This is a genomic window from Comamonas aquatica NBRC 14918 (assembly GCF_000739875.1).
GTDB lineage: Bacteria > Pseudomonadota > Gammaproteobacteria > Burkholderiales > Burkholderiaceae_C > Comamonas > Comamonas aquatica.
The window spans coordinates 1-17658 of record NZ_BBJR01000066.1 but is presented as its reverse complement, the minus strand read 5'-3'; the positions used below and the strand labels follow the sequence as shown (position 1 = coordinate 17658).

Sequence of the window (17658 nt, the reverse complement as noted above, 5' to 3'; positions counted from 1 at the left end):
GGCGCCGGATAAGGTTTGCGTGCCTGCGCCCTGCTTCACCAGCCCGCCGGTGCCGCTGATCGAGCCGGCGAAGGTTCCGCTGGTCGCCGTGCCGAAGGTCAGTGTGCTGCCCCCCAGCATGAGTGTGGTTCCCACTACGCCGCTGAAGTTATCGACGGTCTGGCTGCCCGTGGCGGAAATGTCGTGGGAATCACCCACAGTGCTGAGTTCGATGTCCGCGGCGGAAGCTGGCCCGCAAAGTGCCAGTACAGCCACCCACACGGGGGCGCGCTGGCGCAGGCAGGAACGGGGGGCGCTTGTCCGCATCCCATCCACTGGTGGCTGGCAGATGGTACGGGAGCGGCTGACCTTGCCGCCCGTGCTTGCAGTCTCAGGGGCGGCCACCCAGCAGCCCAATGTGGCGTTCCAAATCGATCGATAAATGTGGTTCATGTGAATCAGCTATTGGCTGTAAATAGGTGTACGCCGTGCTTCAGACACCAAGCCCGCCTGAAATCACTGTAAAAAAGGACACAGACAGTAACCAAATAAGGCCTTCACGTCTATCACTGAAACCAGTTTTTTTAGCCCCATCGCGCATCAAACATACGCATCAAGCTATAAGATTTATATTAAAAATCAAATAATTAGCACCATATTGGCGCAATTCAACAGGCGTTGCCCGACAGGCGGCAAACTGCCGTATCCAGCCACTCGCGCTATACTGGCGCGGTCTCGAAAGGGATGGAGCGTAAGAACTCCTTCAAACAGCGGAAGAACCGCACCCGAAAGTTAGGCGGTTTTTTTGCGTCCGGACATTGCACATCTGTACTTTGACAGATGCTTGATTTATGGCCGGGAGGGCGACGGATACAACACCCGCAAGGGGAAGAAGTCCGCCTGTCTGTTTGCAGGTTCTTAACCTCCCGGCCGCCTCATTGAAGTGCGTAAGAACGCTTCGATGAGGCTTCGAATCTCAAACAGGAGAGCGTCATGTCGCAAGCCACCACAGGCACGTCCGTTGCCATCGCAGCCCCTAGCCTTCAAATCTTTGAAGGCCACGTCACCACCACCAGCAACCAGATTGCCAAACACTTTGGCAAAGAGCACAAAATTGTGATGCGCGCCATTCGCAATTTGCGCAACACGGTGGACGCAGATTTCTATGAGTGCAATTTTGCACCCATACAAATCGTCACTGACTTGGGCGTTGGCCGCACGCGCCAAGACCCGGCCTACCGCATCACCCGCGATGGCTTTGTTTTCTTGGCCATGGGCTTCACGGGCAAAGAGGCTGCGGCGTGGAAAGTGGCGTACCTAACCGCCTTCAACCGCATGGAGGCCGAGCTGCAAAAGCCCGCCTACGACCCCGACCAGATCGCCCTCGCCCACCGAGCCGCTCTGGTGGCCACGGCTGAGGTCTACCAATCCGTGTTTGATGCCGTGATGCACGCCCAGGACTGGCAGCTCAACCGGTACATGCTGCGCTTTGATGTGACCGCCGAGGAAGGTGCGGTCGCGCGCGTCAAGCCTGTGGACCGCAACGCCTACGTGATGCCGATTGACCGCTTCCACTGCGCGATCGAAGACAGCTTGGCAGTGGATGTGCAGACGCTGACCCAACTCGCATCCACCTGCACCGCCCGCCTGGGCCGCATGGCAGCGCGAAACGTGGTGGCCGCACCGCAGCAGGGCAGCTTGCAGCTGCGATGAAAAGTGAAGCCCGCCACGGCTCTACCCGGGCGGGCTTGCTTGCGCTTTCGCTGACGTACAGCACCAAGCTGAACAAGATACCGATTGCGAGGGCGTGAAAATGCCCCGAAGGACGGGGCTTTGGTGGGCTGACGGCTTACGGCCAGAAGCAGCTATCGAAATTGACTCTAAGAGCCGCTAACACCACCCTCGATACATCATTGTGTCGCTTTGTCGTACTTTTGTACTGCCTGCAGCTTCACGCCTCGTCTCGACCGCAAACCTTGGGTTTGCTGGGTCGTGTTAGCCACTCTAAGCACAGAGTTACAGAAAGCGAGGCAACGCCATCGGAGTTGGCGAGATTTTTTTGACTTGATGAATGTAAAAAAAACGTGGAGTTTTTAGCTCCACGCCAAAGTTGCCGAAACAACAAAACGAAAGGTGCTGTCTTTCCAGCAGTCAGTCACAAGGACAAGGTCAACGCTTTAATGCCTTAATTTTTGATATCAGTTCAGCACGAGCTAAATCAATTTTCTCAGGATTCGTTTTGGCAGACAGTGCTGAGCGTTCTTTGCGTCCTAGGAAATATGCGATGCGCTCCGCATTAGCTCCTGAAGGGTGTGGCAGGCCATCTAGGATGTGGTCTGACGATAGGATTCCTTCTTTGGCTAGAAAGTGAAGTGCTTCGGATACTTTGTCGCCCAGTGGAATGAATACAGCCTTTGAGAGTGCTTGAGCCTCATGTGCAAATTGACTGAGTAATTGGTCGCGCAGAACAGAAGTACGAACCATGTTGGGACTACCGCTGTAATTTTCTCCATCAACGAAAACTGCATTGCGAAGAGCGGACGATGTTTGAACCAAGTGCTTTGAGCTTGTAAACAACTCATCGCAGCTTTTAATTCCCAACCAACCAGCGATACCTACTGAGTCAAGCATTCCTGTCAAGTTTGGGCGAATAGCGCCACTGAATGCTCCAGTTGCCTTCGCTTCTTTAAGTGCATTCTCATATGAACTTTTCATATCTAGTTGGCGGCGCACTTCCTTAACAGCATTCATTAGTTGAGTCGCACCAGGAGTGATGCCAACGATGACAACTCGCGCATCTTTATTCAAGTATTCAAATGGGGTGTAGCAGACTTGGATTCGATCTTGCCGTGCAATTTCAAGTTTCTGTTGCAAGACTTTGGAGTCATTGATTTCAGAGGGTGTCAGGGCACGAATGACGGGAGCAAAGCGGGTAATTAGATCTGTATTCATTTTCTCAAATTTCTCAAAATTTTTGGTTCTTATTTCGCTGTCACCATAAGCCGTGCTTCTTCAGGGTGGCACAAGGACATGATCTGCAATAGCAATATCTGTGGATCAATTTTCAGCGCCTTTGCAAATGGCAAAGCGTCTTGAAATGTGATCTGTGTAGCTTTAGTTAACTTACCGCGAACAAGCTCTTGGCTTTGCCCGATAGCCTCGGCCAACTCTTCAATAGATAGTCCCATGCCGTTCATCTTCTGATGGAGCATGTCTCGCAGTTCTGATAGTGAGGAAATCGTTGATGGCCACTGCTGATCATCGGACAGAGGCACGCGTGATCGAGTGGGGACGAAGCCCTTTTTGTCTTTTAGCCAGCGAAGAGCCTCCTTTGCTGCTACGTAGTAGCCACCAGTAGAAGACTTGGAAGCGTTAAGCCGAGCCTCTCCTTTCAAAGAAAAGGCGTTTTGAACGCTACGCTCAGTGATTCCCGCCAGCAATGCAATCTGTTTGGCATCAAGGTCATCAGAACATGGAAATGTGCCATCCAAGTTAATCCTGGCATATCCCATAGAAACCAGCTTTTCCAAGCCTCCCTTGGAATACTCGATGCCAGCTTGAACATTAGAGTCGCAGTACGCGACTTCCAATAAATCGTTGCAAGCGAACATTTGCAAGAGGTCTTTCAGGAGCTCGAAATAGGTTTCAAGGGCAAAGCCGCCTTCATATCCGAGGAATGCATAGTCGTAGGCTTCCTCTAGGCGCTCAAAGACTGCCAAGTGGGAAATATCTTCTGTGCTTAAAAGAGACTCATCGCGCTCTTGAAGACCTAGAACTCCTGCAATAGCGTGTTGGCCAAAGAAATCTCCGATCACCATAGTGAGGGCCATCATGTAGTGCCTCAACTCACCTTTGATGTCTTGAAGAGTGAATTCAACGGTAGTTTTTTGATTTTTCATATCAATTGTGAGTGCGTGCGTCATGTATGCATTGTATGCTTTTTTGCATCATTGTGCGTATGTGCGTCACAAATTCATTTTTTATTTTTTATCACCCTATGCTGAGTTGTTCATCACCTCCTAAGCAAGGAGCAACATATGGGGCAGCATCGACGTTGACATCCCTATGAATGTCTCTTTTGGGTCGAATTGCAGTCAGCGAAGCCAATCACCGGCTAGGCCCATCATCACCGTCGGTGGCGCGCCAGCACTGTCGTGCATACGCCTGCAGGTACTCTAGTTTTCTGGCGTCTTCCCCGATGGCTTCTCGGTGGTCGAGAACACGGCGTTGAACGTCTGAATCGAGTTCGACGGTGTCATGGCCCACACTGCCGGCGCCTGGATCGCTGGGCCCGTGACCACTTTCGCCGGCGATGAGGTGCACCCCGCAAGTGCTATCAGCGACACAGCCGCGCAGGCGGCGTAGCTCTTTCTTGTCATCTTCCAGTCCTTTCCACGCTTTCGCGTCTGCGGTTGAGATGGCGGCATTCGCTGCACGCCCAATCGCCATCACCTGCTCGGCCACGGCCAGGGCTTGGCGGTCACGCTGGGCCAGCTCCGCGGCGTGCTGGCCATCCAGGCGCCAGCCGTTGGCCACCCAGCCCGCCCCAAACACCAAGGCCGCGCCCACGGCGGCCACCAGGGCCCGGGCACTCATGCCAGCCCCCCTTCGCACAACTGGCGCTCTGCCGCGCGGCGCTGCACCAGGCCGGGCAGTTGCTTGCCACCGGCATAGGTCCAGCGACTCAGTTCTGCGCACGCGCCGTGTAGGTCGCCAGCGTTCGCCTTGCGCACCAGGGTGGATTGGCAAAATGCCCCCTCCCCCACGTTGAAGGCAAAGCTGAGGAAGGCGGCGCGCTGGCCGTCGGTCAGCGGCTGGTAGATGCAGCCCAAGGCATCGGCATGCTGGGCCAGGTCCTGGTACAGCATGGCCTCGCACTGCTGGCGGGTGAAGGTCTGGCCCATGCGCAGCTCAGGCCCGGTGTGGCCGGTGCACGCGGTGATGATGCCGATGGGGTCGCGGTAGGTGCGCAGCACCGTGCCCTCGTACCTGGCCACCAGCGGCACGACCAGCGCGGTGGCGGCCGCGCCAATGGCGGCGATGAGTTTGGCTTTGCTAGACATCGCACCCTCCCTGAATGGCTTGCATGCGCGCCAGGTGCTCGGCCTCCTTGCGTGCGTCATCGCGCAAGCGCAGCTCATGCTCCTTGCGCCGAAAGTAGTAGTTCACCCCCAGGCCCAGCAGCGCGATGATCACGCCCACCCAGCCAAAGAACGCGCTGGAGGTGGCCCAGCCCACACCTGCCGTTGCAGATCCCGCCAGGGTGGTTTTGCTGCCGATGGCTGCGGCGTTGGCGGCTTCGATGGCTGTTTCGACTTTCATGGTGTTCGGGCGTAAAAAAACCGCCCGAAGGCGGCGGTTGGGGGGTGGACTGCCTTCTGCGGAGCAGTGTCTCGGCCGGGGGCAGGAATGCCTAACCCTAGCCGGGGCGACGCGAAGGCCGGCCCCCAAGCAAGCGATCGGTGCACGGGCGCAACACAGGCAGCGCGTGTCGTCACAGCTGCACGCCACGCCGCTGTTAGCATCTAAAACCAGCAAACATGGAGGAATCTATGAGCTGGTATGTCTATTCCGAGCTAGTGCCCATCGACTTCAACTGGGACCTCCTGCCCACCGTCGAGAGTGTGGCAGTCACCCTCGCAAAAATTGAAGCAGAAAACCTGGTTCGTTATGGCGAGGACTCCAGCCCTGGGCTCTCGTACAGCGAATTCATTGACCTCTGGGAGTCCGCCAAGATTGCCGCCGCTGAGGTGGGTTGGGAAGGCGACTTTAGGCACCCACCCTGCGTGCTGTGGCAACCGGTCGATGACGCCTTGCGTCCCGGCTTCGTGATCAAGCAAGACAACAACGGCGATACCTTTGTGGTCAGCCCGGTTCCCCTGCCGCATCTCGAGGACTGAGGATTTCGCAAAGGTGCCACACTTGCCTCGTGCATGAGCTTGAGATGCGGCCTTCTTTGCTCGCCACAAGTTGCACGACCACCGCGGTAGTAGCGTGCCGATGGCGGTGATGATTCTGTAGTGCTGTGTCTTGGCAAGGGCCAGGAATTCCTAGCCCTAGCCGGGGCGCTATCCGATCGAACTGATAGGGGGCACGCTGGAAGACACCTCGCCGCCGTAGCTGTAGCCCACGCTCATGCTGGCGGAACCGCTGATGCCTGCGCTGACGTTCATCATCGAGTAGGCCGCGCTGGTCAGCTGCGCATAGACCTGGGTGCCAGCCTTGGCAGCATCCAGGCGCGCGGCGTTCGCGGCATTGGTAGCGTCGTTGTTGATGCGGGCTGTCTGCAGCGCGCCCTGCACGCCGGCCGCGTACTGCTGCACCACAGCCTCCCAGTGCTTGAGCTGCGATTGCGCCTCGGCCGTCGCGGCTGCGGTCTCTGCCCGGTAACCATCCAGCATGGCGCCGCTTTGGCGGGCCACGGCATCGATGCGCGTGGATTCGGCCTGCAGGCTGGCACGGTAGGCATCCCATTCCTGGGTCTTGGCCGTGATCAACGCCTGGTAGCGCGCCACGTGTGCCCGGGAGATCTCGGCCTCAGCCCCCACCTGGGAGGCATAGGCTGCCGCCTTGGCTTTGTAGACCTCGGCCTTGGTGGCCTCGCCCTGCACCTGGGCCTTGAAGGCCTCGATCTTGGCGGTTTCGGCGTTCACCTGGGCCACGTAGCCGCGCACCTGCTCGCCGGCGGCGCTGATCTTGGCCTTCTCGATTTCCACCAGGGTCTGCGCGGCGCCCACCTGGGCCTTGAAGATCTCCACGGTGGACATGCGGGCCTCGATCTCGGCCTTGAACTGCTCCACGCGCAGCTTGTTGATTTCCGCCTTGGACATTTCAGCTTGCAGCTGCGCCTTGAAGACTTCCACCTTGGCCAGCTGGCCGTCGATGATGGTCTTGTAGACGCTGGCGTAGGTCTGGTAGCCCTGCAGCAGCCCGTTGAACTTCTGGATGGCCGCGTTGTGCAGCGCAATCGCGTTCTCTGCCGCGGCCTTGGCCGATTCAAAGGCGTGGCGCTCCATCTGGTAGCTGTAGTCGATCAGCTTGGCCTCCAGCTGCATGCCCTCGGCAATCGACTGGCGCAGGTTCTCCTGCTCCAGCTCGGCCTGCTTGATGGATACCTCCCGGCTCAGGGTGGAAAGCTGGTCGTAGTATTCCTTGTTGACCTGCTGCAGCCCCACTACCAGCGCGCCCGTGGGCAGCGGGAAACCCGCCCCATCAGCCGTGCGCTGCAGCTCACGGGACTTGGCCAAGGCAATGTTTGTCTCACGGCTGCGCCCACGGTCCCAGATGGCCTGCTCCACGGCGGGCGCCAACCCGGTGCCGCCCTGCATGCGCCGGGCAATCACGGCCTTCAGTTGCTCCAGCAGCTGCGATGCGTACTCCGGCCCCGCCACATACTGGTAGGGCGTAGGCTCCAGCAGCTCCAGCGTGGGCCGGCTCTCCAGCCCGTCCAGCCAGTCCTCGCGCAAGTCCACGCCGGCGAACGTGACCGTGCCCACCTCCATGTAGACCGGCTGGTCCGGCATGACCACCACCGGGGCGTCGGGCGTGGCCACGTCCCGGATAGAGGGGATCGCGGGGATGGCGCCGTAGCTCAGGCTCGGCGCGGCGGGGATCGTGATTTCCAGGTCATCCAGCTCAAACCGGTTCACGCCCAGCTCGGGTACGGTGGCGCTGAAGGGCGCCGGGCGGGCCAGCAGGTTGGCCGGGTTGAAGCTGACTTCGGGCAGCTCGGGCGCGTCCGGGATGGCGCGGATCGTGGGCGCGGCCGGGGTTTCTCACTTGAACGACACCGTGGGCGGCGTGTAGATCGCAGCGTTCAGCGCGTTGGTGAAAGCGCCCAGCTGGGTCTGCGCCTTCTGGGCGTATTCCTCGGCGGTGCGGTAGACCTGATTGACGATTTCTTGTGCGGATGCCATTTAAGCAACCCTCCGTGTCTTGGATGCGCGAATGTCCACCTCGATGACAGACAGCACGAAGGCCTGCCCGCCTGGAACCTCGAAGCCGAACGAGAGAAAGTTTTCCCGGATGCCGCGGCCGGGGTCTGCCCGGGACACGCCCTTGGCACGCAGGGCCACGGGGTAGGGATAGACGCTGCCGCCCTCCACCCCCACGGCAAAGAGCGCCTCGCCGCTGGTCTGGCGCAGGGAGAAGTAGGCCGCGGCCACCCCCTTCATCTGCGTGCCGCCCCAGTCGCGCGCGCCGGTGTCGATGCGCCCGGCGATGGGCTCGCCAGCGTCGGTGTCGCCCCCCAGCTGGAACAGGCCCAGGGCAGAGCCGGCCAGCCTGGGGGTGATGGACTGGAAGGCGAAACGGCTGTATTCCGTGACCGCCCCATTCAAGGTGTTCATGACGATGGCATTCATGGCTTGGCTCCAAAGTAAAAGCCCACCCGCTGCAGGCTGGGCGAATCGGCAAGAAGAAAAGGGAAAGCGGCTGCAGCGTCCACCTCGGTCACGGGGGACTTCTTGCCGCACTTGATGAAGTACCGCGCCTGCGTGGTCGGCTTGTCGGCCACCGCGGTGTATTGCTCCTGGCAGTAGCAAACCATCCAGGTGTCATCGCTGAAGGACCGCAGCTGCAGCGTGGCGCGCGGTGGCACGGCATGCGCCCCCGCAGGCTTCATGGCCAGCTCCAGCTGGGTGTAGACGTTCATGTGCAGCACGGTGCCGGTGTAGTGGAAGGTCCGGCCATCCCTGCCCGGGTAGAGAAACAAGGCGTCACGCGCCCACACCGTTTCAAAGTTGTTGTCATTCCAGCCGTAGGCGTTGGCGGCCGGGTTGCGCTGGCTGCTGGGCACCAGCGGCAAGAGCGCGGCGTAGAACTGGTTGGCGGGGCCATCGCGCAGGAAATGACTGGGCCCCACCTCCAGCTCCCCGTCCGGAATGAAATGCAGGCAGGTCTTGCCGAACATCGCGGCCGTCGAGGCGAAATACCGCACGGCCTCGTCCAGCACACGGGCGCCATCGGCGTAGCTGCGCCCCTGGCCCAGCTCGTGCACGGCGGTGGGCGTGTGCAAAAAATCCTTGATCGCTAGCTCGTACTGGGTGGGGCGCGCCTGCGCAGGTTCGCCGGTGGCGCTGAACACCTCGCGCACCTCCCGGCACAGCACGTGGCCCAGGGCCACATCCAGGTCGTACACGATCAGGTTTTTCACCGTGATGGCAGGGCCAGTTCCTGAATGGGTCCACCACCGGGCATCGTGTTCTTCCAGGGGGCCGCCAAAGGCATCGGCCACGGCGTAGCTGGTCTGACCCACCACCTGGCTGCCCACCTTCAGCACGCACCCCAGCTCGCCGGAGTACGCCACGCTGCGCTGGGGAATGGCCTCGTCGTCGGCCAGCACGCTGGCGGTGTAGCGCAGCGTGCGCGCCTCGTCGCCCTCAAAGTAGATGAAACGCTCCTGGCCCTGCCGGTCATAGCCGGCCGCCAGCAAGCACCGGCCGGTCAGCGCCACCTGGCAGGAAAAATGCCAGCTGGTGGTGTAGTGATTCTTGAATTTGGGCGTGGCGTAAAAATCTGCCTTCAGGCCAAACGGCTTGTATTGGCCGGTGGTATTGGATTCTGCGTATCTGAATCCCGGACTGGTGCGGTAATACACGCCCCCAATCTCATACTCATTGCTGCCATATTCAGGAACAGAATCCCCGGCCTCAAACTCACTGCCGCGCAGATTGAATACCCGGTGGGCACCCACGCCTACAGTGTCATTAACAAGGTCGCGCTGCTGGTGCCTATCCATCAAATTGTCCGCAAGGCCGCTCAGATAGCGCGCTGCATCGGTCAACCGGGGGTAGTCGCTTTTGGCCACCAAGGCGCCGTAATAGCCGTTAATGGACGTGCCCAGCGAGGCGCTGCTGAATGCCACGTCACTCCAGCGCATATCGAAATGGCTGGCCAGCTGCTGCAGGGAATCAAAGGTGGGCGTCGGCACCCTGGGCATCACATATTTGACGACCAGGCCAATCAATCGCACCTTGCAGCGCACCTTTTGCGGCTCCAGCGAATATTCAAAGATATTCTTGATCCAGTTGGTGGCACGGTACGACTGCACAAACCACCCGCCTGCGCCCTCGGGCCGGACCGCCACCTGGTTCTCGTCCAGCGGCGGCGGGAGGGTGACGTTCTGCCCTGGCCGGTCCTCGTCGCGCACCAGCTCGCGGGTGTAGTGGATGCCACTGTCTGGCACGTCGCCATCGTCAAACAGGAATGCGGCCTTGGGAATCACCACCGGGGCCTGCGTTGAAATTTCCTGCGTGTCCCGGTCCGGGAAAAACGGAATGTTGTCTTGCCCGCCCTTGGTGGAAAACGTGACAACGCTCAAAATCGGGTCATAGAACACCGGCGCCTGAAACGGCGTATCGCCCGCCCCCTCGGCCACGATGGTGGGATTGATGTTCCAGGTGTCCTTTTCCTGATAATCCCGCTCCTGCCCAAACTGCCCTTCCACCTGGTGGTGGTAGGCCGCGTAGTAATTGCGCGCCAGCCGGGCGTAAAAATCCCGCCACCCTTCCCAATGCAGATTGCGCGTGGCCGCCTCGGGGTTGAAGCTGCTGCCCACCCGGGTGACGCCAATATCCTGCTGCTCTTGCGTGCTGCGCTTGACAGAAAACGGCGTGGTGCCATTAATCGGCGTCAGCTCCACCCGGTAAATAAGGTTCAGCGAACCCGGGATATTGCCGCCCAGCACGGGAACACCGCCCAAGGCGATGGCCTTCAAACCATCGGGCGAGAAATTCCAGGCCACGATGGGCATATTGGCATCCCCGCTGGGGACCACGGCGGGGCCGCACTCCACATACTCGCGGTTCACCGCCTTCAGGTCTTTGACCCTGATGGCCGCCACCACCAAGCCCGTGCGCTCGACCGACTGGGTGATCATCACCAGCCATGGTTCTTGCTCACGCAGGGCAATGGCCGCGCCATCAATGCCGGTGGTAAAGCCTTCGCTGCCAAAAAAGTCCAGCTTGGTCTTCTTGCCCGCGACATACACCGTGTCGCCCTCGTAGGTCAGCACCAAGGCCTTGCCGGGCGGGCCACGCCAGACGCGGTTGCCGCCCACGCGGCTGTCACCCACATGGCGCTTTCCCGTGCGTCCGTCCACAAAGGTGAACACCTTGGGGTCCACGTCCTGGCCTGTGGGCGCCCTGAAGTTCTGGCGCAGCAGGCTGCCGGATGTGCCAGCACGGCGCACATAGCCTTGCAGCGACTGCGCATCGGCCGGCACCAGGCACCAGCCGTAGTCCCATTCAGACGCTTGCTCGGCGTCGCTGGCCCACACCATCACCCGGTCCCGGCCCTGCATGGACTCGATGCGCACCCGGGTACCATCGGTCAGCACCCGGTTGAACACGAAAAAATCGCCCACGGCCGTCAGCTTGGCCATGCTGAAGCGCATGTAAATCTGCTGGATTTCCCCGTGGCGCTGCGGCGTCAGGCGCCCGCTGCGCACCACCAGCGATGGCGGGTTCACGCCCGTGCGGGGGTTGCCGCCCAGGTCTTGCCAGAAGGGGGTGTTCAACAAGCTCATTGCGGGATGGCGATGTACTGGGGCATGCCGCCCACTTCCCGGAAGGTGGCCGCCACCTCGCGCGCCGCGGTGCGGTAGCGCTGGTGGGTCAGCCGGTTCACGGCCCCGGAGTTGAAGCCGGCCAGCACGCCACCGCCCACGATGCACAGCATGGCCGCGCCATTGCCCCGGCCATCGCCCAGCGCCACCAGGTCGCCGCGCACGGCCACGCCGGAGCCCAGCACCACGGGTTCGGGCAGCAGGGGCACGTACTGCAGGCTGTCGAACTCCGTGCCGGCCAGGAACACCAACCCCCGCTCGGTGCCCACGTAAATGCCGTCATCGACCGGCTGGATCAGGGTGATGGCCGCGCCAAACTGCTTGTAGTCGCGCTGCAGGTCGAACAGCTCCCACTCGGCGTGCAGCGAGGCATACAGCACGTTGCCTACGGCCACCAGCACCCGGCCACGCCAGAACGCCAGCACGGTGCCCACCGGCGCCGGCTGCAGGAACGCTGTGCGGCATGGCAGCGTCAGCGCATCCACCTCGCCCATGTAGCTCCAGCTGTCGCCCCGGGCCACGCCGGCGTGATAGGCATGGTCACTGTTGGGGGGCGTGAGGTACACGTTGATCTGGTAGCCCTCCAGCACGGGCAGGCCCATCAGCAGCAAGCCGCCCTCGTCCAGCACCAGGGGCGTGCTGTAGACCGCCCCACCCTCCAGGCCATCGGCCAGCCGGGTGTAGGTCAGTGCGTAGCGGTATTCCCCCTGGGGCAGCTTGCCTGCCACCTGTGTGCTGCCGCCCAGCTCCTGGGGCACGGGCACGCCCCAGTCACTGGCGCGCTGGCCATCGGTGATGCCGTTGATCAGGCCATTGGTGAAGGCGGTGCGCCCATCGGGCAGGTTGCAGTACCAGACCCGGGCGATGCCCAGCGAGGGGTGCAAGCTGGTGGCCGCTTCGGGCGGTGCACCATCGGGCCACGCCACCAGCTCCCCGCCCAGGCGGGTGGCCAGGACGTAGCCCTGGCCTTCGTGCACGTTCTTGTGGCAGGCCTCGGACAGCTGCGCATAGCCGTCGCGGCGGCGAATCTCGCGGTCCAGGCCCACATCCACGTCCAGGGCCACGGCCAGCTCCTGGTTTTTCATGCATTCGGGCTCGGACACGTTGTTGATGCCGCGCCAGTCTTTGAGTTTCAGCATTCGGTGCTCCATGTGCGTGTGGGCCGGCCAAAGCGTGTACCCGGCGCAATCGGCAGGGCATGCACCCGGACGGCCATGGCGGGCGTGCCCCAGGTGCTGGCCTGAAAGCCCTGGGCCTGGGCCCCGAAGGCGGCCCCGGCGGTGGGCGTGCCGAACTTGGTGACGGCAAAGCCCTGGGCATTGCCCTGGCGCTGCACCAGGGGCGTGCCAAAGCGGGCCACCTGCCAGCCGCGTGCCTGGGCCTGCAGCTGCAGCTGGGCCGCTGGCGTGCCGAAGGCCGTGGCCGGCGCGATGGCTGCCGCGTGCACGGTCTGCCGGGCGACGGGCTGGCCAAACTGGGCGCTCTGCCAGCCCTGGGCCTGCACCTGCAGCTGTGCCTGGGCCGCGGGGCGGCCGAAGCTGCCACTGCGCCAGCCGCGCGCCTGCACGGTGACGGGCTCCCCACCACCGCCAATGTCCGTGTGGAACGTGGCCTGGGGCGTGCCAAAGGAGGCGCCGCCCATGATGGGCAGGGCCTGGTGCGGCACATTGGGGGTGCCGAAGCTGCCCGTCTGCCACCCCTGGGCGCGCACCAGCGTGGCCGGGGGCGCAATCCAGCGCTCGGGCGTGCCGAACTTGGTGGCCTGGAAACCTGTGGCCGCATGGCCGGTGGGCTCGGCGGGCGTCTGCTGCTGCCACTGGGCATCGGCGCTGTCCGGCTGCAGGGCGACATAGGGCTGGGCCCCCAGCCAGGAAGCGTCGGCACTGGCTGCGGCCAGGGGCCGGTACACCGGGGCTGCGGGCTTGGGGTGGGCGAACTGCGCGCCGGCAGTGCTGGCCGACAGCGGCTGGTAAGCCTGGGCACCCTGCCAAGAGCCATCGGCCGCCCCCAGGGGCAGCGGCGCGTAAGGCTCGGGCTCGGCCGTGCCGCCCGTGCGCATCCACTGCCCGCCAGCAGCGCCAGCAGGCAACGGCTGAGAGGGTTTGCTGCCCTGCCAGGAAGCCCCTGCACCATCAGCGGCCAGGGGCACATAGGGCGTGAAGTCCTCGCCGCCGGTGTCTGCCGGGAGCCACTGCCCACCAGCTGCTGCAGCGGCCAGGGCGTGGTACGGCTGGGCGCCGCGCCAGGTGGCCCCGGCCTCGGCCGGCAGCAGGGGGTCATAGCCGGGCACCTGGGGCAGCTCTGCGGACACGGCCCAGCTGCTGCCCGCATCCAGCGCCAGCAAGGGGCTGTAGCGGGGGCCGGCCTGCCAGGCCCCACCGGCTTGATCAGCAGCCAGGACCATGCTTACACCTGCACCTTGTCGATCAGGTCGTTGAAGGTGCCCGTGCTGTCCAGCGCAATGCGGTTGAGCACTTTGCCGGTCGCAGCCACCGGCACCTTGAAGCGTCCCGTGGCATCGCTTTGGGTCCAGTACGGCTGCATCGGGCTGTCCTGCTCGCGCGGCTGCAGCACCACGGTGCGCGCCACACCGGCGCCGGCCTCGTCTTTGATCAGGCCGGTCACCAGCTGCAGCTTGGCCACGGGCAGCCACACCGCAAAGCGGCAAAACGTATCGAGCAGGAAGCCGCGGATCGTCCACAAGGTGGTTTTCTCCACCGCGCCGGTGCCGGCGTCCGCAACGATCACGGTGGCCGCTTGGTCAGCGCCGCCGTACTCCCGATTCACCAGGTTGCCGGGCACATAGCCCATCAAGGCCACCTTGGTGCCGTCCGCGCTCAGGCTGAAGCCGACATTGGCCATGGACTTGAAGGTGTCCGCAGCGGTCACCAGCACATCCACTGGCTCGGCGCCGGCGTCCGCCAGGTTCAGCTTGGTCAGCGTCCCCACGCCCGAACCATCGGCGGCCAGGGTGTAGAACAGGGTCTGGCCGTCCGGCGAGAACCCCAGGTCGCGCACGGAGCCGCCCATGTTGAAAGCTGGCAGGGTCAGCGGCTGCAGCGCGGGCCAGGACTTGCCGCGAAACCCATGCTCCGGGCCGTACAGGTAGACGGCATCACCGGCAGGGCTGAACTTCAGCCAGTTGGTCGGCGACTGCATCGCACCATCGTCACCGGCCTCCGGGTCATAGAACGCCGCATCCAGCTTCATGGCAGCATCACGCGTCCAGTCGGCGGTCTTGAAGGCAGCCACGCCGTAGGCCACGCGGGCCACGAACAGGTAATCCTCGTTGGGGCTGAAGTCCAGCACCTGGGCCATGTTGGTGCCCATGTAGGTCGCGGGCGGGCCATCGGCAAACGTCAGCACGGCCAGCTCGGCCTTGCCCACGGCATCCACCACGCGCACGCCGTCACCGGCAGCAGCAATCGCCACCACCCCGGCATTGCTCACCACCACGGCATTCGGAAAGTTCGCGCCACCCTCCAGTGGGTCGATGGTGTGCACGCGCTGCCAGCTGTCGGTGTCGTACACATCGACCTGATAGGCCGTGTTGGAAAACGACACAGAGGGCGGATACTGGGTTTCCGACAAGACACGGCACAGGCACGCCACAAACTTGCCGTTGCGCGAGTGGGCCACGAATACCGTGTGCTGGTTGACCGGTGCGGCCGACATGGCAGGCAGGTACTGGCCATCGGCATAGGCCAGCACGCCGACGGCGCTGGATGCCCCCGCCAGCTCGGCCAGCCCGAAGGGCACCACGATGCAGTCGTTAAAACTTGGCATGGGGCACCCCGCTTACAAGCTGAAAATCTTGAAGGAGCCGTTGTCCCACTGCACGGTAATGTCCGAACCGTTGGTGGCGACCGGGAAGCCCGTGATGGTGTCCACGTAGCCCAGCAGCGGCGATGTGCCCGCCTCGCCAGTGCTCTTGAACAGGATCACCGCCTTGGCCGTGGCGCCAGCGGTCACTTTCAACCAGCTCACATCGGCGGCGTCGAAGACGCCCAGTGCGGTGGTCTTGTCCGTCAGGGGTTTGGCGCCACCGCCCAGGGCGTAGGCCTGCACATCAGACAAGAACTCATGGACGTTCAGGTCGGGGATGTAGTCCGCGGAGACAAGCAACACCTGAATGTCGTCGTCCTTGAAGCTGATCTGCTTTTCGAGAATGCGCTGCTTGCCGCGCGCGTAGAGGGAATTGGCCATGACTGGGGCTCCTGAAAAGAGCCTTCAGTCTCTTCACTCCTTCCAAGTGCAGCCACACCTAGGCGGGGTTGAATCCAACAGCGTTTACTGCATGGCTACCTAACCATGGAATTTCGTCTCTTTAACGATATTAAAGATAGACGATTCGTATTCAGATTTAGAGTGGCTAACACCACCGATCCACGAAGCGCGCACAGATGATCGCTGCCGCCAACTTCAGCAGCGCCTCGTGGATATCCAGCCGTCTTTCAAAGCGGATTCGCAGCTTGCCAAAGCCTGCAAACCAGCTGTGCGTCCTCTCCACCACCCACCGGTGCTTGCCCAGCCGCTCGCTGCTTTCAATGCCTCGTCTGGCAATCCGGCCAATGATGCCCCTCTGCCTCAGGTGGGCTCGGTATCGCTTGAAGTCGTAGCCTTTGTCAGCGTGCAGCTTGGCTGGCCTTTTACGGGGGCGTCCTGCCAAGCCTGCAATCGCAGGAATCGCATCCACACACTTCTCGAACATCTTGGAGTCATGCCTGTTCGCCCCGCTTACCAAGATCACCAGCGGGATGCCTCTGGCGTCTACAACGATGTGTCGCTTGGAGCCGAGCTTGCCTCTGTCCGTGGGGTTGGGCCCTGTTTCCTGGCCCCCCGGGGGCTTGGTACCGAGGAGCCATCAATGCTGGCCCGGCTCCAATCGATTTGGTCATGTTCACGCAAGCGAGTCAGCATGGCCTGGTGCAACTGCTCCCAGACACCCGCGGCATTCCAGTCGCGCAGGCGCCGCCAGCAAGTCATACCGCTGCCGTACCCAAGAGATTGGGGAAGGTCTTCCCAGGGAATGCCTGTTTGCAGCACGAACAAGATACCGTTGAGGGCGGCTTCATCGCTGATTGCGAGCTTGCGTGCACCGCCTTTGGCAGAAGGCACAAAGGCCGGGATCAGGGGTTGTAGTTGTCGCCACAGTTCTTTGCTTACGGGTCGTCGTGCCATGAGGGCTGCGAGCATAACCGCTCTGACGGGCTCTCACGGGAAGTGGTGTTAGCCACTCTTAAGAATCTCTTCAATTCACTGTCAATCCATGAATCTGAAGAATTAATAGCCATCTTTTTTAACAATCTGGATATTGCATGAGACTCAGCAGGTAGTTGCTCGACAGCGATAATTTAGATCGTGACAAACGTCAAGAGCTCTTAAGATAAAAACACCAGATCCCTCTCTGCAAAACATGCGAAATTTAAAAATCTCTACGCGACTGATCGGTTCGTTTGGCTTGCTGCTGGCAATGCTGCTAACACTGGCAGCCACCTCACTAATGCAGTTGGGCGATTTGCATAAGAACTCCGATGCTGTCGCAGAGAATTGGCTGCCCAGCGTGCAAGCTGTCAATGCCATAGATGCTGAAATAGCAAATCTGCGATTGACGATCTTGGCCCATGTGATGGCCACAGACGAAGCCAACATGGCCTCATTGGACAAGCAGATTGAAGAGCAACGTACTCAACTGGCAGAAGTTCGCAAACGGTACGAGGCAATGATCAGCAGCCTGGAAGAGAAAAAAATCTACGAGGAATTCGTTACCGGCTGGACCAAGTATGTGGAGGTCAACAACAAAGCCTTGCAGCTGTCGCGCAAGAACGAGAACGTCGCTGCGACAGCAATCATGAGCCAAGAGTCGCGCCCCTTGTACCTTGCACTCAAGTCATTGACAGACAAACTTGTGCAGCTCAATGCGCAAGGTGCAGCTGCAGCGGCGAAGTCTGCAACTGAGACTTACGCTTCCGCAAAAAATACCGTGGTTGCTGTTTCTATTGGTGCAGTGATTTTGGTGTTCCTGGCAGCGGCGTGGCTCATTCGCTCGATCACTGCTCCCTTGGCACAGGCCGTGCAAGCAGCTGATCGAATAGCCGGTGGTGACCTCAGTG

18 protein-coding genes are annotated in these 17658 nt (G+C 61.4%); 3 read left to right on the top strand and 15 right to left on the bottom strand.

Features of this window, described 5'->3' with window-relative positions; genetic code table 11:
* Nucleotides 1–432 (bottom strand): ESPR domain-containing protein (locus CA2_RS17720; RefSeq protein ID WP_156106082.1); only part of this gene is annotated, 432 nt, incomplete at its 3' end.
* A gap of 540 nt (nt 433–972) precedes the next feature.
* Between CA2_RS17720 and CA2_RS14875 the strand changes: the two genes are divergently transcribed.
* Nucleotides 973–1692 carry a Rha family transcriptional regulator gene (locus CA2_RS14875; RefSeq protein WP_042419032.1) on the top strand — a complete coding sequence of 240 codons (720 nt, stop codon included), beginning with the start codon at nt 973–975 and terminating at the stop codon, nt 1690–1692.
* 456 nt (nt 1693–2148) lie between these two features.
* Here CA2_RS14875 and CA2_RS17715 read toward each other — a convergent pair whose 3' ends face one another.
* The 5 genes from CA2_RS17715 to CA2_RS14855 form a co-directional block, all read right to left on the bottom strand.
* Nucleotides 2149–2931, bottom strand: coding sequence for a hypothetical protein (locus tag CA2_RS17715; RefSeq protein ID WP_081889029.1), 783 nt, complete (start codon nt 2929–2931; stop codon nt 2149–2151).
* A 29-nt stretch (nt 2932–2960) separates the two neighbouring features.
* On the bottom strand, nt 2961–3902 hold the full coding sequence (locus CA2_RS14870; RefSeq protein ID WP_156106080.1) for a helix-turn-helix domain-containing protein: 942 nt from the start codon (nt 3900–3902) through the stop codon (nt 2961–2963).
* A gap of 184 nt (nt 3903–4086) precedes the next feature.
* Nucleotides 4087–4575 carry a lysis system spanin subunit gene (locus CA2_RS17275; RefSeq protein ID WP_052369959.1) on the bottom strand — a complete coding sequence of 163 codons (489 nt, stop codon included), beginning with the start codon at nt 4573–4575 and terminating at the stop codon, nt 4087–4089.
* Nucleotides 4572–5042, bottom strand: coding sequence for a lysozyme (locus CA2_RS14860; protein ID WP_042419023.1), 471 nt, complete (start codon nt 5040–5042; stop codon nt 4572–4574). Before CA2_RS14860 ends, CA2_RS17275 begins: the two co-directional genes overlap by 4 nt.
* Nucleotides 5035–5301, bottom strand: coding sequence for a holin (locus CA2_RS14855; RefSeq protein WP_042419021.1), 267 nt, complete (start codon nt 5299–5301; stop codon nt 5035–5037). Before CA2_RS14855 ends, CA2_RS14860 begins: the two co-directional genes overlap by 8 nt.
* Nucleotides 5302–5531: 230 nt before the next feature.
* Between CA2_RS14855 and CA2_RS14850 the strand changes: the two genes are divergently transcribed.
* Entirely contained in the window at nt 5532–5879 is a 348-nt protein-coding gene (locus tag CA2_RS14850; protein ID WP_042419042.1) for a hypothetical protein, read from the top strand.
* Nucleotides 5880–6047: 168 nt separating this feature from the next.
* Here the strand turns inward: CA2_RS14850 and CA2_RS18350 are convergent, their stop codons facing one another.
* The 9 genes from CA2_RS18350 to CA2_RS17705 form a co-directional block, all read right to left on the bottom strand.
* Nucleotides 6048–7628: a coiled-coil domain-containing protein gene (locus CA2_RS18350; RefSeq protein ID WP_174435622.1), complete on the bottom strand. Its 1581-nt coding sequence runs from the start codon at nt 7626–7628 to the stop codon at nt 6048–6050.
* A 126-nt stretch (nt 7629–7754) separates the two neighbouring features.
* Complete coding sequence (locus tag CA2_RS18080; RefSeq protein WP_156106078.1) at nt 7755–7895, bottom strand: hypothetical protein; 141 nt, start codon at nt 7893–7895, stop codon at nt 7755–7757.
* Nucleotides 7896–8342, bottom strand: a complete 447-nt coding sequence (locus CA2_RS14840; RefSeq protein ID WP_042419017.1) for a hypothetical protein — start codon at nt 8340–8342, stop codon at nt 7896–7898.
* Complete coding sequence (locus CA2_RS14835) at nt 8339–11506, bottom strand: hypothetical protein (RefSeq protein WP_042419014.1); 3168 nt, start codon at nt 11504–11506, stop codon at nt 8339–8341. Before CA2_RS14835 ends, CA2_RS14840 begins: the two co-directional genes overlap by 4 nt.
* Nucleotides 11503–12684 carry a hypothetical protein gene (locus CA2_RS14830; protein ID WP_042419011.1) on the bottom strand — a complete coding sequence of 394 codons (1182 nt, stop codon included), beginning with the start codon at nt 12682–12684 and terminating at the stop codon, nt 11503–11505. Before CA2_RS14830 ends, CA2_RS14835 begins: the two co-directional genes overlap by 4 nt.
* Nucleotides 12678–13949, bottom strand: a complete 1272-nt coding sequence (locus CA2_RS14825; protein WP_042419008.1) for a hypothetical protein — start codon at nt 13947–13949, stop codon at nt 12678–12680. Before CA2_RS14825 ends, CA2_RS14830 begins: the two co-directional genes overlap by 7 nt.
* A 2-nt stretch (nt 13950–13951) precedes the next feature.
* Nucleotides 13952–15331 carry a hypothetical protein gene (locus CA2_RS14820; RefSeq protein WP_042419005.1) on the bottom strand — a complete coding sequence of 460 codons (1380 nt, stop codon included), beginning with the start codon at nt 15329–15331 and terminating at the stop codon, nt 13952–13954.
* Nucleotides 15332–15343: 12 nt separating this feature from the next.
* The gene (locus CA2_RS14815; RefSeq protein ID WP_042419002.1) at nt 15344–15751 is read right to left on the bottom strand and encodes a hypothetical protein; all 408 of its coding nucleotides are present in this window, start codon (nt 15749–15751) and stop codon (nt 15344–15346) included.
* 166 nt (nt 15752–15917) lie between these two features.
* A protein-coding gene (locus tag CA2_RS17705; RefSeq protein WP_156106076.1) for an IS5 family transposase occupies nt 15918–16726 on the bottom strand; the annotation gives its coding sequence in 2 pieces (ribosomal slippage) (nt 15918–16396 and nt 16396–16726; 810 coding nt in all).
* A gap of 235 nt (nt 16727–16961) precedes the next feature.
* On the opposite strand from CA2_RS17705, the gene CA2_RS14800 reads away from it, so the two are divergent.
* A partial coding sequence (locus CA2_RS14800; RefSeq protein WP_156106074.1) for an MCP four helix bundle domain-containing protein occupies nt 16962–17658 on the top strand: 697 nt, incomplete at its 3' end.

Bases quoted from the DNA above. Each gene is read 5' to 3' on its own strand.
- CA2_RS14875 (WP_042419032.1), top strand. From the start codon at position 973: ATGTCGCAAGCCACCACAGGCACGTCCGTTGCCATCGCAGCCCCTAGC.
- CA2_RS17715 (WP_081889029.1), bottom strand. From the start codon at position 2,931: ATGAATACAGATCTAATTACCCGCTTTGCTCCCGTCATTCGTGCCCTG.
- CA2_RS14870 (WP_156106080.1), bottom strand. From the start codon at position 3,902: ATGACGCACGCACTCACAATTGATATGAAAAATCAAAAAACTACCGTT.
- CA2_RS17275 (WP_052369959.1), bottom strand. From the start codon at position 4,575: ATGAGTGCCCGGGCCCTGGTGGCCGCCGTGGGCGCGGCCTTGGTGTTT.
- CA2_RS14860 (WP_042419023.1), bottom strand. From the start codon at position 5,042: ATGTCTAGCAAAGCCAAACTCATCGCCGCCATTGGCGCGGCCGCCACC.
- CA2_RS14855 (WP_042419021.1), bottom strand. From the start codon at position 5,301: ATGAAAGTCGAAACAGCCATCGAAGCCGCCAACGCCGCAGCCATCGGC.
- CA2_RS14850 (WP_042419042.1), top strand. From the start codon at position 5,532: ATGAGCTGGTATGTCTATTCCGAGCTAGTGCCCATCGACTTCAACTGG.
- CA2_RS18080 (WP_156106078.1), bottom strand. From the start codon at position 7,895: ATGGCATCCGCACAAGAAATCGTCAATCAGGTCTACCGCACCGCCGAG.
- CA2_RS14840 (WP_042419017.1), bottom strand. From the start codon at position 8,342: ATGAATGCCATCGTCATGAACACCTTGAATGGGGCGGTCACGGAATAC.
- CA2_RS14835 (WP_042419014.1), bottom strand. From the start codon at position 11,506: ATGAGCTTGTTGAACACCCCCTTCTGGCAAGACCTGGGCGGCAACCCC.
- CA2_RS14830 (WP_042419011.1), bottom strand. From the start codon at position 12,684: ATGCTGAAACTCAAAGACTGGCGCGGCATCAACAACGTGTCCGAGCCC.
- CA2_RS14825 (WP_042419008.1), bottom strand. From the start codon at position 13,949: ATGGTCCTGGCTGCTGATCAAGCCGGTGGGGCCTGGCAGGCCGGCCCC.
- CA2_RS14820 (WP_042419005.1), bottom strand. From the start codon at position 15,331: ATGCCAAGTTTTAACGACTGCATCGTGGTGCCCTTCGGGCTGGCCGAG.
- CA2_RS14815 (WP_042419002.1), bottom strand. From the start codon at position 15,751: ATGGCCAATTCCCTCTACGCGCGCGGCAAGCAGCGCATTCTCGAAAAG.